At 61.1% G+C, this 13,695-nt stretch carries 14 protein-coding genes and 1 tRNA gene; all 15 read left to right on the top strand.

From position 1 onward, the window contains the following. Positions 1–22: 22 nt before the first annotated feature. The 15 genes from Q7V46_RS00550 (at position 23) to nuoF (ending at position 13,676) form a co-directional block, all read left to right on the top strand. Positions 23–1,315 (top strand): branched-chain amino acid ABC transporter substrate-binding protein, encoded by a 1,293-nt coding sequence (locus tag Q7V46_RS00550; protein ID WP_304911547.1) that lies wholly within the window; start codon positions 23–25, stop codon positions 1,313–1,315. A 48-nt stretch (positions 1,316–1,363) separates the two neighbouring features. Continuing rightward, positions 1,364–2,551: a pyridoxal phosphate-dependent aminotransferase gene (locus Q7V46_RS00545; RefSeq protein ID WP_304911546.1), complete on the top strand. Its 1,188-nt coding sequence runs from the start codon at positions 1,364–1,366 to the stop codon at positions 2,549–2,551. A 220-nt stretch (positions 2,552–2,771) separates the two neighbouring features. Further along, positions 2,772–3,464, top strand: coding sequence for a class I SAM-dependent methyltransferase (locus Q7V46_RS00540; RefSeq protein ID WP_304911545.1), 693 nt, complete (start codon positions 2,772–2,774; stop codon positions 3,462–3,464). A gap of 171 nt (positions 3,465–3,635) precedes the next feature. Next, a complete protein-coding gene (gene rpsO / locus Q7V46_RS00535; protein ID WP_304911544.1) occupies positions 3,636–3,902 on the top strand; it encodes a 30S ribosomal protein S15 in 267 nt (88 codons plus the stop codon). 262 nt (positions 3,903–4,164) lie between these two features. Continuing rightward, positions 4,165–6,294 (top strand): polyribonucleotide nucleotidyltransferase, encoded by a 2,130-nt coding sequence (gene pnp, locus Q7V46_RS00530; protein WP_304911543.1) that lies wholly within the window; start codon positions 4,165–4,167, stop codon positions 6,292–6,294. An 18-nt stretch (positions 6,295–6,312) separates the two neighbouring features. Beyond that, a complete protein-coding gene (locus Q7V46_RS00525; protein WP_304911542.1) occupies positions 6,313–7,302 on the top strand; it encodes an NAD(P)H-quinone oxidoreductase in 990 nt (329 codons plus the stop codon). Between the two features lie 31 nt (positions 7,303–7,333). Further along, complete coding sequence (gene tpiA / locus Q7V46_RS00520; protein ID WP_304911541.1) at positions 7,334–8,080, top strand: triose-phosphate isomerase; 747 nt, start codon at positions 7,334–7,336, stop codon at positions 8,078–8,080. A gap of 52 nt (positions 8,081–8,132) precedes the next feature. Beyond that, positions 8,133–8,540: a preprotein translocase subunit SecG gene (secG, locus tag Q7V46_RS00515; RefSeq protein ID WP_304911540.1), complete on the top strand. Its 408-nt coding sequence runs from the start codon at positions 8,133–8,135 to the stop codon at positions 8,538–8,540. 188 nt (positions 8,541–8,728) lie between these two features. Then, positions 8,729–8,813, top strand: a tRNA-Leu gene (locus Q7V46_RS00510). A 47-nt stretch (positions 8,814–8,860) separates the two neighbouring features. After that, entirely contained in the window at positions 8,861–9,220 is a 360-nt protein-coding gene (locus Q7V46_RS00505; RefSeq protein ID WP_304911539.1) for an NADH-quinone oxidoreductase subunit A, read from the top strand. A 36-nt stretch (positions 9,221–9,256) separates the two neighbouring features. Beyond that, on the top strand, positions 9,257–9,736 hold the full coding sequence (locus Q7V46_RS00500; RefSeq protein WP_304841957.1) for an NADH-quinone oxidoreductase subunit B family protein: 480 nt from the start codon (positions 9,257–9,259) through the stop codon (positions 9,734–9,736). Between the two features lie 39 nt (positions 9,737–9,775). Beyond that, complete coding sequence (locus Q7V46_RS00495) at positions 9,776–10,384, top strand: NADH-quinone oxidoreductase subunit C (protein ID WP_304911538.1); 609 nt, start codon at positions 9,776–9,778, stop codon at positions 10,382–10,384. Between the two features lie 159 nt (positions 10,385–10,543). After that, positions 10,544–11,797, top strand: a complete 1,254-nt coding sequence (locus Q7V46_RS00490; protein WP_304911537.1) for an NADH-quinone oxidoreductase subunit D — start codon at positions 10,544–10,546, stop codon at positions 11,795–11,797. Continuing rightward, entirely contained in the window at positions 11,794–12,318 is a 525-nt protein-coding gene (gene nuoE, locus Q7V46_RS00485) for an NADH-quinone oxidoreductase subunit NuoE (protein WP_370690242.1), read from the top strand. Before Q7V46_RS00490 ends, nuoE begins: the two co-directional genes overlap by 4 nt. After that, positions 12,315–13,676, top strand: a complete 1,362-nt coding sequence (nuoF, locus tag Q7V46_RS00480) for an NADH-quinone oxidoreductase subunit NuoF (RefSeq protein WP_304911536.1) — start codon at positions 12,315–12,317, stop codon at positions 13,674–13,676. The genes nuoE and nuoF overlap by 4 nt, the downstream gene beginning before the upstream one ends. Positions 13,677–13,695 lie beyond the last annotated feature (19 nt).

The following is a 13,695-nucleotide window of genomic DNA, read 5'->3' as shown; positions in this document are numbered from 1 at the left end:
TCAAAGATTGTTCACACATTGCATGCAGATCTTCACCGCTACCCGTCGACTCCTTTTCACTTTCGGGCTGACCTGCGCTGCCGCTGCCGTGCTGGCACAAGCGCCTGCCCCTGCCGCCGCCCCCATCCGCATCGGCATGATTGAAGGCCTGTCAGGCCCATTCGCCAACACCGGCGAGGCCGTCTTCCGCAATCTGGTCTGGGCCACCGAGCGGGTCAACGCCCGCGGTGGCGTGAGGCTTCCTGGCGGCAATCGGCCTCTGGTCATCGAGCGTTTTGACAGCAAAGGCCAGACCGAGGAAGCGCTTTCCGCGCTGCGTTCGGCCATCGACCGCGACATCACCATCGTGACCCAGGGCAACAGCTCGGCTGCCGCTACCGGGCTGATCGACGCCATCGGCAAGCACAACCAGCGCGACGCTGGCAAACAGGTGATCTTCCTCAACTATTCCGCGGTGGACCCGGTGCTCACCAATGAAAAGTGCAGCTTCTGGCACTTCCGTTTCGACGCCCACGCCGACATGCGCATGACCGCGCTCATGAGCGTGCTCAGCGAAGACAAGGCCGTTGAGAGCATCTACCTCATCGGGCAGGACTACAGCTTCGGCCAGGCCGTGCTGCGCGAGGCGCGTACCCAGCTTGCGGCGCAGCGGCCGGACATGAAAATTGTCGGGGACGAACTTCACCCCATGGCCCGCATCAAGGACTTTCTGCCTTACGCCACCAAGATCAAAGCCAGCGGCGCGCAGGCGGTGCTCACCGGCAACTGGGGCAACGACCTCACCTTGCTGGTGAAAGCCGCGCGCGAAGTGGGCTTTGAAGGCACCTTCTACACCTTCTACGGCAATGCGCTCGGTGCACCTGCGGCCATGGGAGAAGCCGGTATCGGCAAGGTGATCGCCGTGGCCGACTGGTTTCCCAACGTGCCCACCCCGGAATCCCAGGCTTTCTACACATCCTTCCGCCAGCGCTTCCCCAATCCGGCCGATGATTACGTGCACATGCGCATGCAACTCATGATCGAAGCGCTTGCACAAGCCATCGAACGCGCCGGGGCCAAAGACGGATCCATCAGCGCAGCAGCCATTGCCGCGCAACTGGAAAAGGCCGAAGTCACGCTGGCCGGCCAGACCGCGCGGATGCGCGCCGCGGACCACCAGTTCCAGCAGCCGCTGGCGGTGGCGGTCATGGACCGACAAGGCACACCCGGCACCCAGTTTGATGTGGAAGGTTCAGGCTACGGCTTTCGCGTGATCCGCCAGCTCACCCCGGCACAGGCTGAGCAGCCGCACCGCTGTAGCATGCAGCGGCCCTGAGCCTGGAATTTGCAGTGGGCCAAGCCTTCAACGGGTAGGAGCGATTTGATGCGGGATGTGGTGAGTCAACTGGCCGAATCGCGCATTCGCGAAGTGGCCAACGAAGGTTTGGGGCACGAAGGCGTGCTCAAGTTCTGGTTCGGTGAAAGCGACGAAGTCACGCCCGATTTCATTCGCACCGCAGCCGTCGAATCCTTGCAGGCTGGCGAAACCTTTTATGCCCACAACCTGGGTCTGGTTGAACTGCGAACGGCGATTGCCTCCTACACCGAGGGCCTGCATCCCGGACCAGGGACAGACCGTTGGTTTGAACGCCTTGCGGTCACCTCAGGCGGGGTCAACGGCCTCATGCTGGCTTCACAGTTGCTTGTTGATGCGGGTGACGAAGTGGTGGTGGTCACACCGGTGTGGCCCAACCTGGTGGCCCAGCCCCGGATCATGGGTGCGAAGGTGAAGGCGGTGCCCTTGCGCGTGGTCGCCGAGGGTCCCGAAGTCGGTGCCTGGGCGCTGGACCTCGATGAGCTTTTGACCAGCATCACGTCGGCCACGCGCCTGCTCATCCTGAACGCGCCCAACAACCCCACGGGTTGGACCCTCAGCCGCAGCGAACAGGCCGCCATCCTGGCACATTGCCGCCGCACTGGCACCTGGATCGTGGCCGACGAGGTCTACGAGCGGCTCTACTACGCGGGCGACACCGCCAATGGCGCGGCCAGCAGTTTTCTCGATGTGGCCGAATCCGATGATCGCCTCATCGTGGCGCACAGCTTTTCCAAGAGCTTTCTCATGACCGGATGGCGTCTGGGCTGGCTGGTCGTGCCGGCGACGCTCACCCGGGAAATGGCCAAGCTGATTGAGTTCAATACATCATGCGCGCCGGTCTTCGTGCAGCGCGCAGCGGTGGCGGCCATGCAACGTGGCGACGAGGTCACACCTGCTCTGGTGGCCCACCTCAAGGCCTGCCGCGACACGCTGGTGCCCTTGCTGCAAGCCGTACCCGGCGTCAGGCTGGCCCTGCCCAAAGGGGGCATGTACGCCTTCTTCAGCATCGACGGGCAGCCCGACTGCCTGAATGTGGCCAAGCGCCTCGTGCGCGAAGCGGGGCTGGGTCTGGCGCCCGGCAGTGCCTTTGGCCCGGAAGCCACCGGCTGGTTGCGCTGGTGCTTTGCCAGCCGCGACCCGCAGCGACTGGCGCAGGGGGTGGACCGTCTCAAAGGGTGGCTGGCTGGGTCATAGCTCCATCGGGCACCAACCCCCGCGTCAGTGCTTCGAACACCACCCGTGTATCCGAGCGGTTTCCAGGATGGCCTTCAGCTGATTCCAGTCGACTTGATCCATGCGTAGATGCATAAGTTGTCTGCGAGTTATCGCAATTCCCTAATTTGTTGTGCATGGATAGCATCCGTGACATCCACCATCCGCAACCGCTGTTCAAACCCTACGCACCTCGAAACACATGCAATCAAGTGTTCCTTCCAAACGCGAGCAGATCACCGACACCACCTCCGCCGCAAACAAGGCACGCTTCTGGAACAAGATTGCGCGCAAATACGCCCGAGATCCGATCGGAGACATCGCCGGCTACGAAAAGACGCTGGAACGGGTCCAGGCCCTGCTTGCCCCGGAGCACGAAGTGCTCGAGATCGGCTGCGGCACGGGCACCACCGCCTTGCGTCTGGCGCCCGGTACCCGCCGCATGGTGGCCACCGACGTTTCGGCAGAGATGGTGGCCATCGCCTGCGAAAAGCTGGCCACCCAGCCGGTACCCCAACTGACGTTTCGGGTGGCCGATGCCGACGCTCCCTTGACCACGCAGCCTTGCTTTGATGCCGTGCTCGCTTTCAATGTTCTGCACCTCGTGGGCGACCTTGAGCAGGCGCTGAGCTCGGTCCTCCACGCCCTGAAGCCAGGAGGCCTGTTCATTTCCAAGACGCCTTGCCTCAATGACATGAACCCCCTTGTTCCCCGTCTGGCATTGCCTTTGATGCGGGCCTTGGGAAAGGCACCTCATGTGCTGTGCTTCAGTTCAGTGCAGTTGGAGAACGCTTTGGCGCTACACGGGCTGGAAATCGTGAGCCTGGAGTGGCACGGCTCGAAAGGCAAGGACGTCAGGCCTTTCATCGTTGCCCGCAAGCCGGCGGAGCACTGAAACCCGACCCCGGCACGATACGGTCCGAAGATGGCGAGGTGCGATATACTTGCGGGTTGCCATGCCTTTCGGGGTACGGCAATTCACGCCCGTTGCGGCGGCCGGTTGCGGACCTTTTCCAATTGACCAGCCTGCTGCGTCGGGACGCATGTTGCAATAGCAGGAAATTCAATGATCGAACAATCCGTCAAAGCCGCTGTCATCGCGGACAACGCCCGTGCCCCCAGTGACACCGGCAGCCCAGAAGTGCAGGTCGCCATACTGACCGCACGCATCAACGAACTCACCCCCCACTTCAAGACCCACGCCAAGGATCACCATGGTCGCCGTGGTCTGCTGCGCATGGTGAGTCGTCGTCGCAAGCTGCTGGACTACCTCAAGTCCAAGGACGCACAGCGTTACCTCGCGCTGATCGCGAAACTGGGTCTGCGCAAGTAACTTGAGCCCGGTTTAACGCACGAAACGCCTGAGTTGGTTCGCTGGCTCGGGCGTTTTTTGCTTGTTTTTCCACTTATTTGATTCCGGAGCTGCGATTACAGAGCGAAGCTGTGTCATTCCAAAGAGGTTGCGTGTCTTCCGGCACCTGCTCAGCCCTTCTGGAATGGCATCGTGTTCTGGATCGAGGTTTCCGGGTTTTGTGCAGTACCTCTGCACGTTTTGCTTTCCGTCAGGTGACGGAAACCATTCCAGGAGATAGACCATGACCATGTTCAATAAAGTCACCAAGACCTTCCAGTGGGGCCCCCACACGGTCACCATGGAAACTGGCGAAATCGCGCGCCAGGCAACCGGCGCCGTGCTGGTCAACATCGACGACACCGTGGTGCTCGCCACCGTGGTCGCCAAGACCGAAGCCAAGGCTGGCCAGGACTTTTTTCCGCTGACGGTCGACTACACAGAGAAGTCGTACGCTGCCGGCAAGATTCCCGGTAGTTTCTTCAAGCGCGAAGGCCGCCCGAGCGAACTCGAAACGCTGACTTGCCGCCTCATTGATCGCCCCATTCGCCCCCTGTTTCCCGAAGGCTTCTACAACGAAGTTCAGGTGATCGTGCATGTGGTGAGCCTGAACCCCGAAGTGCAGGCGGACATCGCAGCGATGATCGCCACCTCGGCTGCTCTGTCCGTCAGCGGCATTCCGTTCAATGGCCCCATTGGCGCCGCCCGTGTGGGCTATGTGAACGGCGAATATGTGCTCAACCCCGGTCAGACACAGTTGAAAGACAGTCAACTCGACCTGGTGGTCGCCGGTACCGAATCCGCCGTGCTGATGGTGGAGTCGGAAGCCGACCAGTTGTCTGAAGAAATCATGCTGGGCGCCGTGGTGTTCGGTCACGAGCAAGGCAACATTGCCATCGCCGCCATCAACGACCTGGTGCGCGACGCCGGCAAGCCGGCCTGGGACTGGCATCCGCCCGCCAAGGACGAGCCGCTGATTGCCAAGATCGACGAACTGGCCAAGGCCAAGCTCGAAGCCGCCTACCAGATCCGCAACAAGCAGGCCCGCACCCAGGCTTGCCGCACCGCCTACGCGGATGTGTTTGCTGCCCTGAAGGCCGAAGGTGTGGAATTCGACAGCGTGGCCATTGAAGCCCTGCTGTTCGAGATCGAAGCCAAGATCGTGCGTGGTCAGATTCTGGCCGGCGAACCGCGTATTGACGGTCGCGACACCCGTACCGTGCGCGCCATCGAAATCCGCAACGGCGTGCTGCCCCGCACCCATGGCTCGGCCCTGTTCACACGTGGTGAAACCCAGGCGCTGGTGGTGGCCACGCTGGGCACCGACCGCGACGCGCAGCGCATCGACGCACTGGCTGGCGATTTCCAGGACAACTTCATGTTGCACTACAACATGCCTCCCTTCGCCACCGGCGAAGCCGGCCGTTTCGGCACGCCCAAGCGTCGCGAGATCGGTCATGGCCGCCTGGCCAAGCGCGCGCTGATCGCCGCGCTGCCCAGCAAGGAAGACTTCCCCTACACCATGCGTGTGGTTTCCGAAATCACCGAGTCCAACGGTTCCTCTTCCATGGCTTCGGTCTGCGGTGGCTGCCTGGCCCTGATGGACGCCGGCGTGCCCATGAAAGCCCACGTGGCCGGCATCGCCATGGGTTTGATCAAAGACGGCAACCGCTTCGCCGTGCTGACCGACATCCTGGGTGACGAAGATCACCTGGGCGACATGGACTTCAAGGTCGCGGGTACCACCAACGGCATCTCGGCCTTGCAGATGGACATCAAGATCCAGGGCATCACCAAGGAAATCATGCAGGTGGCGCTGGCTCAGGCCAAGGAGGCGCGCATGCACATCCTGGGCAAGATGCAGGAAGCCATGGGCGAAGCCAAGACCGAAGTGAGCAGCTTCGCGCCCAAGCTGTTCACCATGAAGATCAATCCAGAGAAGATCCGTGACGTGATCGGCAAGGGCGGCGCTGTCATCCGTGCGCTGACCGAAGAAACCGGCTGCCAGATCAACATCGACGAAGACGGCACCATCACCATCGCCTCTGCCGACTCGGCCAAAGCCGACGAAGCCAAGCGCCGCATCGAACAGATCACCGCAGAAGTTGAAATCGGCAAGGTCTACGAAGGCCCGGTCACCAAAATTCTTGACTTCGGTGCCCTGATCAACCTGCTGCCCGGCAAGGATGGTCTGCTGCACATCAGCCAGATCGCACACGAGCGTGTGGAGAAGGTCGCCGACTACCTCACCGAAGGCCAGATCGTTCGCGTCAAAGTGCTCGAGACCGATGAAAAGGGTCGCGTGAAGTTGTCGATGAAAGCACTGGCCGCACGCAACGTGGGTGAAACCCCTCAGCAGCAGCCTGAGTCCTGATTCATGACAAGGTCAGGCATGAGAGCCGTCGAAATCAGCGTTTTCGGTGCACCCGAGGTTTTGCGCATGGCCGAGCGGCCCATGCCGGAGCCTGGGGTGGGCGAAGTGCTGATCCGCGTGAGTGCATCGGGCGTGAACCGCCCCGACGTGCTGCAACGCACCGGCAATTACCCCGTTCCGCCGGGTGCCTCCGACATCCCGGGTCTGGAGGTGGCGGGCGTGATCGAGTCCGGAGACGAGGCTGCAATGGCTTCGGCCGGTTTCAATATCGGCGACAGGGTGTGTGCGCTGGTGGCGGGTGGTGGGTATGCCGCTTATTGCGTGGCGCCGGTAGAGCAATGCCTGCCCATCCCGGATGGTCTGGACGATATCGCGGCGGCTTCGTTGCCCGAGACGTTCTTCACCGTCTGGAGCAACGTGTTCGATCGGGCTCGCCTTCAGTCAGGGGAAACGCTGTTGATCCAGGGAGGCACCAGCGGTATTGGTGTCACCGCGATCCAGATGGCGAAGGCGTTGGGGGCAAGGGTCATTGCCACTGCCGGCAGCGACGAAAAATGCGCTGCCTGCCTGGCGCTTGGTGCCGATCACGCCATCAACTACAAGACGCAGGACTTCGTGCGCGCCGTGGCCGATCTCACCGAGGGTCAAGGCGTCAACGTGGTGCTCGACATGGTGGCAGGTGCCTATGTGGCGCGCGAACTCGATTGCCTGGCCGAAGACGGGCGACTGGTGATCATTGCGGTGCAAGGCGGCATCAAGGCAGAAATCAATGCGGGTATGGTGCTGCGTCGCCGCCTGACCATCACCGGTTCCACCTTGCGTCCACGTCCGGTGGCCTTCAAAGCTGCCATTGCCCGGTCGCTGCGCGAGAGGGTGTGGCCGTTGCTGGCCAGTGGCGCCATCAAACCGGTGATTCACCAGGTGTTTCAAGCCGAGCATGCGGCAGCCGCCCACGAACTGATGGAATCGAATCGCCATATTGGCAAACTGGTGCTGTCGTGGTCCTGAGCGGACGTGGCTTTGCCCAGGAGCAATTCAAATGAAAAAACTCATTGCTGGCAACTGGAAGATGAATGGCTCGCTCGTCGCGAACGAAGCCCTGGTCAGTGCCATGCTCGCCGGGATCGGCTCAGAGGAGCCGGTGGCCGAACTGGCCCTGTGTGTGCCTGCGCCCTACCTTGCCCAGGTGCAGCATTTGCTCATAGGTGCGAAGCTCGCCTTGGGTGCGCAGGACGTTTCAGCTCATGAACTGGGCGCGTACACCGGCGAGGTGAGCGCCGCCATGCTGAAGGATTTCGGTTGCCGCTACGTCATCGTCGGTCACTCCGAACGCAGGCAGTACCACGGTGAAACCGATGCGCTGGTGGCCACCAAGGCACAGCGTGCCCTGGCTGCGGGCATCACGCCCATCGTCTGCGTGGGCGAAACGCTGGCAGAGCGCGAAGCGGGCCAAACCGAGGGGGTGGTCAAGCGACAGCTGGCGGCAGTGATTCACGCCGTCGCCCATTGCACCAGCGAAATCGTGGTTGCCTACGAACCCGTCTGGGCCATTGGCACGGGCAAGACGGCTTCACCCGAGCAGGCGCAGCATGTGCATTCGGTGTTGCGCGTGCAGTTGGCCGCCGCGACCGAACACCCTGAGCGGGTGCGCATCCTTTACGGAGGCAGCATGAACGCCTCCAATGCTGCGAGCCTGCTGTCGCAAGTCGACATTGATGGCGGCCTGATTGGTGGCGCCTCTCTCAAGGCACCCGATTTTCTGAGCATTGCTGCGGTCGCCCGCTGAGTCCCTTATCCCCTGCGTCGCTGTTGGTGGCGCACAGTTTCTGGAGTTGAAGATGAACGTAGTGTTGACCCTCCTCTTGGCAGTGCAGATTCTGTCTGCCCTGGTCATGATCGGATTGATCCTGATGCAGCATGGCAAAGGCGCCGATGCCGGAGCGGCTTTCGGCGGCGGCGGTGCTGGTTCTGCCAGTCTTTTTGGTGCATCCGGAGGAGCCAACTTCCTGTCGCGCACGACGGGCGTACTGGCGGCTGTGTTCTTGGGGTGCACATTGGGACTGGCCTACTTCGGCAACCTGCGTGAGGCACCGAGTTCGGGCAGTGTGCTCGAAGGCGTCGTGGTGCCGTCGCAGCAGATTCCAGGCGTGGGTGACGCACCGCCTGCGAGGGATGTTCCGCCACCTGTGACGCCGGCGAACCCTGCTGGTACTGATGCTGGCGCCGCACAGATTCCTGGCAAATAGTCGGTTTTCCTGGGATTGGAGCTCGCAACGGGCGATGCCCGGCGCGAGCTCTGCAGCCACCTGCAAGAGCCCATTCTTCGACTGAAAAAGGCTCGAACCATCCCAAAAAGAGGGGGTGTTTCAGGGTAAACTCTAAGAGTTGTCAGCAAGGTGCACACCGTTCCTCGTGCGCCGTCAATGCAGGCGCAGCCGACGTGGTGAAATTGGTAGACACGCTATCTTGAGGGGGTAGTGGCGAAAGCTGTGCGAGTTCGAGTCTCGCCGTCGGCACCAATCTTAGGCAAACATGGCGCCCAGCCATGTCAGTGGACATATCCCAGATGAGTCTCGATCAGTACCTCCCCGTGCTCCTCTTCATACTGGTCGGCATTGCCATTGGGATCATTCCCCAGGTCTTGGGTTACATCCTTGGTCCCAATCGACCGGATGCAGAAAAAAACTCTCCCTACGAATGTGGCTTCGAAGCCTTTGAAGATGCCCGAATGAAGTTCGACGTGCGCTACTACCTCGTGGCCATTCTCTTCATCCTGTTCGACCTCGAAATAGCTTTTCTGATTCCCTGGGCGGTTGCCTTCTCGGACATCGGCATGACCGGCTTCCTGGCTGGTGTGGTCTTTCTGGCCATTCTCACGGTGGGCTTTGCCTACGAATGGAAGAAGGGTGCGCTGGATTGGGAATGAGTGTGGGCAAGGTGAGTCAAAGCTTCGGAGTGGTACATGATTGAAGGCGTATTCAAGGAAGGTTTTGTCACCACCAGCTACGACTCGGTGGTGAACTGGGCCAAGACCGGCTCGCTGTGGCCCATGACCTTTGGACTGGCCTGCTGTGCGGTCGAAATGATGCATGCGGCCGCAGCGCGATACGACATCGGGCGCTTCGGTTCGGAGGTGTTTCGGGCCAGCCCGCGGCAGTCCGACCTGATGATCGTGGCTGGCACGCTTTGCAACAAGATGGCGCCTGCATTGCGCAAGGTATACGACCAGATGGCCGAGCCTCGCTGGGTGCTTTCCATGGGCTCTTGCGCCAATGGCGGCGGTTACTACCACTACAGCTACTCCGTGGTTCGCGGTTGCGATCGCATCGTCCCGGTTGACGTCTACGTGCCTGGGTGCCCACCCACGGCGGAAGCGCTGCTCTACGGCATCATCCAGTTGCAGCAGAAGATCCGTCGCACCAACACCATTGCGCGCGCCTGAGCGTCGACGCAGACGGCCAGTCCAAGAAAGACGGTTTTCATGAGCGAGTTTGCTGTAAATCCTGATGTGTTGAAGACGGTGCTTGCCGACTGTCTGGGCGAGCGCGCACAGACCATTCGTGTGGAACGTGAAGAGGTGACGCTCACAGTAGGGGCTGCCGATTACCTGTCGGTCATGCAGCAGCTTCGCGATGCGCCGCAGCTCAGGTTCGAGCAATTGATTGACCTCTGCGGCATGGACTACTCCACTTACGGAGAAGGTCGCTGGGAAGGCCCTCGTTTTGCGACGGTGGTGCATCTGCTTTCGATCACGCACAACCACCGCGTCCGGGTGCGCGTCTTCTGCGATGAAGATGAGTTCCCCGTGTTGTCGTCGGTCACGTCGGTCTGGGCCGGGGCAAACTGGTATGAGCGCGAAGCCTTCGACCTGTATGGCATTGTGTTCGAAGGCCATGACGATTTGCGACGCATCCTGACCGACTACGGTTTCATCGGCCATCCTTTCCGCAAGGACTTCCCGCTATCGGGCCATGTGGAAATGCGCTACGACGCAGAGCGCCAGCGGGTGATCTACGAGCCAGTCACCATCGAGCCGCGAGAGGTGACGCCTCGTGTGATTCGTGAGGACAACTACGGAGGCCTGAAGTGAAGCACCCCCTGCGCCGCTTCGCGTCTTCCCCCTCTCTTGCGCCTTCGGCTTGGAGGGCGACGCACCCTGTGGCCCGGCCAAGCCGGTTCCACGGGTGCCCTGAATATGGCTCGCTCTCGGCCATGGCGAGGCTGATGACCAGCGTGTTGGACAAGTGACATGGCAGAGATAAAAAACTACACCCTGAACTTTGGTCCGCAGCACCCTGCCGCTCACGGTGTGCTTCGTCTGGTGCTCGAACTTGACGGCGAGGTGGTGCAACGCGCCGACCCACACATCGGTCTGCTGCATCGCGCCACCGAGAAACTGGCCGAGCACAAGACCTTCATCCAGTCGCTGCCTTACATGGACCGGCTGGACTACGTGTCGATGATGTGCAACGAGCACGCGTACTGCCTGGCGATTGAAAAGCTACTGGGCATCGAGGTGCCCATCCGTGCGCAGTACATCCGTGTGATGTTCAGCGAGATCACGCGCCTGCTCAACCACCTGATGTGGCTGGGCTCGCATGGCAACGATTGCGGCAGTTCCACCATCCTGATCTACGCGTTCCGTGAGCGCGAAGACCTTTTCGACATGTATGAGGCCGTGTCTGGCGCTCGCATGCACGCTGCGTATTTCCGCCCGGGCGGTGTGTACCGCGACCTGCCCGACAGCATGCCGCAATATCAGTACAGCAAGATCCGCAACGCGCGCGCCATGGCGGAAATGAACGCCAATCGCCAGGGTTCTTTGCTGGACTTCATAGACGATTTCACGCAGCGTTTCCCGACCTACCTCGCCGAATACCACACCCTGTTGACCGACAACCGCATCTGGAAGCAGCGCACCGTGGGCATTGGCGTGGTCACGCCAGAACGCGCACTCAATCTGGGCATGACCGGTCCGATGCTGCGTGGTTCCGGCATTGCCTGGGATCTGCGGAAGAAGCAGCCTTACGACGTGTACGACCGCATGGAATTCGATATCCCCGTGGGCAAGACCGGCGACACCTACGACCGCTACCTAGTGCGCATGGAAGAGATGAAGCAGTCCAACCGCATCATCAAGCAGTGTGTGGACTGGCTGCGGGTGAACCCCGGCCCCGTGATCACCGACAACCACAAGGTGGCGCCACCTTCCCGTGAATCGATGAAGTCGAGCATGGAAGAGCTGATCCACCACTTCAAGCTCTTTACAGAGGGCTTCCATGTGCCTGAAGGCGAGGCCTACGCGGCGGTGGAGCACCCCAAGGGCGAGTTTGGTATTTACCTGGTCAGCGACGGCGCGAACAAGCCCTACCGCCTGAAGATTCGCGCGCCCGGCTTCGCGCACCTGTCCGCCATGGACGAGATGGCCACAGGCCACATGTTGGCCGATGCCGTTGCCATCATCGGCACCATGGACATTGTTTTTGGAGAGATTGACCGATGACATCAGTCAACCCACCCGTGAGGTCGCCCTTGCTGTCCGAAGAAACGTTGCAGCGTTTCGCGCGCGAAGTGGCGAAGTACCCGGCCGACCAGGCGCAGTCGGCGGTCATGGCCTGTCTGGCCATTGCCCAGCAAGAGCACGGGTTCGTGAGTCTGGAAGCGGAGAAGGCGATTGCCAATTACCTCGGGATGGCGCCCATGGCCGTGCACGAGGTGACCACCTTCTACAACATGTACAACCAGCGCCTGGTGGGCAAGTTCAAGCTCAACGTGTGCACCAACCTGCCTTGCCAGTTGCGGGATGGCGGCAAGGCCCTTGCGTACCTGGAAGAGAAGCTGGGGATCGCGATGGGTGAAACGACGCCTGACGGCATGTTCACTTTGCAGCAGAGCGAATGCCTGGGTGCGTGTGCCGATTCGCCTGTGATGCTGGTCAATGACCGCCACATGTGCAGCTTCATGAGCCACGAAAAGCTCGACCAGCTCATCGATGGCTTGAGTGCTTCGGAGGGCAGAGCATGAATGCAGAGCAAGTGATGTCCCAGTTTCGCGCCACCGGCGTGCAGACCTGTTTTCACGATCGCCACATCAATCCCCAGATTTATGCGGGACTGGATGGAAGCAACTGGTCGCTCAGGGACTATGAGGCCCGAGGCGGCTATCAGGCCTTGCGAAAGGTTCTGGGGCAGGACGGCGGCGAGGGCCTGACACAGGATCAGGTCATTGCAACGGTCAAGGATTCTGCGTTGCGCGGCCGCGGTGGCGCCGGTTTTCCTACTGGACTGAAGTGGAGTTTCATGCCACGGCAGTTCCCCGGTCAGAAGTACCTGGTGTGCAACTCCGACGAAGGCGAACCCGGGACCTGCAAGGATCGCGACATTCTTTTGTACAACCCGCACATCGTCATCGAGGGTATGGCGATCGCCGCCTATGCCATGGGCATTTCAGTGGGTTACAACTACATCCACGGCGAGATTTTCGAGGCGTACGAGCGCTTCGAAGCCGCGCTGGAAGAAGCACGAGCCGCCGGGTATCTGGGTGACAAGGTGCTGGGCAGTGGTTTCAACTTCCAGTTGCATGCATTCCACGGCTTTGGTGCATATATCTGCGGCGAAGAAACCGCCTTGCTCGAATCGCTGGAGGGCAAGAAGGGCCAGCCCCGTTTCAAGCCACCGTTTCCTGCGAGCTTCGGCCTGTATGGCAAACCGACCACGATCAACAACACCGAAACCTTCGCGGCGGTGCCATGGATCATCCGCAATGGTGGCCAGGCCTACCTGGAGTGCGGCAAGCCCAACAACGGTGGCACCAAGATCTATTCGGTCAGCGGCGATGTCGAATTGCCCGGCAACTACGAAGTGCCCATGGGCACCCCCTTCGCCAAGCTGCTCGAACTCGCAGGCGGTGTGCGCAAGGGACGCCAGCTCAAGGCCGTGATCCCGGGCGGCTCTTCGTCGCCGGTGCTGCCTGCGCACATCATGATGAATTGCACGATGGACTACGACTCCATCGCCAAGGCCGGGTCCATGCTGGGTTCGGGGGCGGTGATCGTCATGGACGATTCGCGCTGCATGGTCGAATCCCTCAAACGTCTGTCCTATTTCTACATGCACGAAAGCTGTGGCCAGTGCACGCCCTGCCGCGAAGGCACGGGCTGGCTGTGGCGGCTGGTGGACCGCATTCACCGGGGTGACGGTCGCCCTGCCGACATGGCATTGCTGGACAACGTGGCTGAGAACATCATGGGCCGCACCATCTGCGCCCTGGGCGATGCTGCGGCCATGCCGGTGCGCGCCATGATCAAGCATTTCAGGCCCGAGTTCGAGGCCATGATCCGGGCCGACGCCGGGACAAGGCCAGAAGCTCCGGCAGTGGTCTGACATCGGTATCGGAAGAAAC

The sequence above is a fragment of the Hydrogenophaga sp. genome (genome assembly GCF_030651625.1).
Classification (GTDB): domain Bacteria; phylum Pseudomonadota; class Gammaproteobacteria; order Burkholderiales; family Burkholderiaceae_C; genus Hydrogenophaga.
The sequence above is the reverse complement of the archived record's forward strand: the minus strand, read 5'-3'. Positions and strand labels throughout refer to the sequence as shown.

Coding starts and splice junctions, on each gene's coding strand:
- Q7V46_RS00550 (WP_304911547.1), top strand. CDS start 23: ATGCAGATCTTCACCGCTACCCGTCGACTCCTTTTCACTTTCGGGCTG.
- Q7V46_RS00545 (WP_304911546.1), top strand. CDS start 1,364: ATGCGGGATGTGGTGAGTCAACTGGCCGAATCGCGCATTCGCGAAGTG.
- Q7V46_RS00540 (WP_304911545.1), top strand. CDS start 2,772: ATGCAATCAAGTGTTCCTTCCAAACGCGAGCAGATCACCGACACCACC.
- rpsO (WP_304911544.1), top strand. CDS start 3,636: ATGATCGAACAATCCGTCAAAGCCGCTGTCATCGCGGACAACGCCCGT.
- pnp (WP_304911543.1), top strand. CDS start 4,165: ATGACCATGTTCAATAAAGTCACCAAGACCTTCCAGTGGGGCCCCCAC.
- Q7V46_RS00525 (WP_304911542.1), top strand. CDS start 6,313: ATGAGAGCCGTCGAAATCAGCGTTTTCGGTGCACCCGAGGTTTTGCGC.
- tpiA (WP_304911541.1), top strand. CDS start 7,334: ATGAAAAAACTCATTGCTGGCAACTGGAAGATGAATGGCTCGCTCGTC.
- secG (WP_304911540.1), top strand. CDS start 8,133: ATGAACGTAGTGTTGACCCTCCTCTTGGCAGTGCAGATTCTGTCTGCC.
- Q7V46_RS00505 (WP_304911539.1), top strand. CDS start 8,861: ATGAGTCTCGATCAGTACCTCCCCGTGCTCCTCTTCATACTGGTCGGC.
- Q7V46_RS00500 (WP_304841957.1), top strand. CDS start 9,257: ATGATTGAAGGCGTATTCAAGGAAGGTTTTGTCACCACCAGCTACGAC.
- Q7V46_RS00495 (WP_304911538.1), top strand. CDS start 9,776: ATGAGCGAGTTTGCTGTAAATCCTGATGTGTTGAAGACGGTGCTTGCC.
- Q7V46_RS00490 (WP_304911537.1), top strand. CDS start 10,544: ATGGCAGAGATAAAAAACTACACCCTGAACTTTGGTCCGCAGCACCCT.
- nuoE (WP_370690242.1), top strand. CDS start 11,794: ATGACATCAGTCAACCCACCCGTGAGGTCGCCCTTGCTGTCCGAAGAA.
- nuoF (WP_304911536.1), top strand. CDS start 12,315: ATGAATGCAGAGCAAGTGATGTCCCAGTTTCGCGCCACCGGCGTGCAG.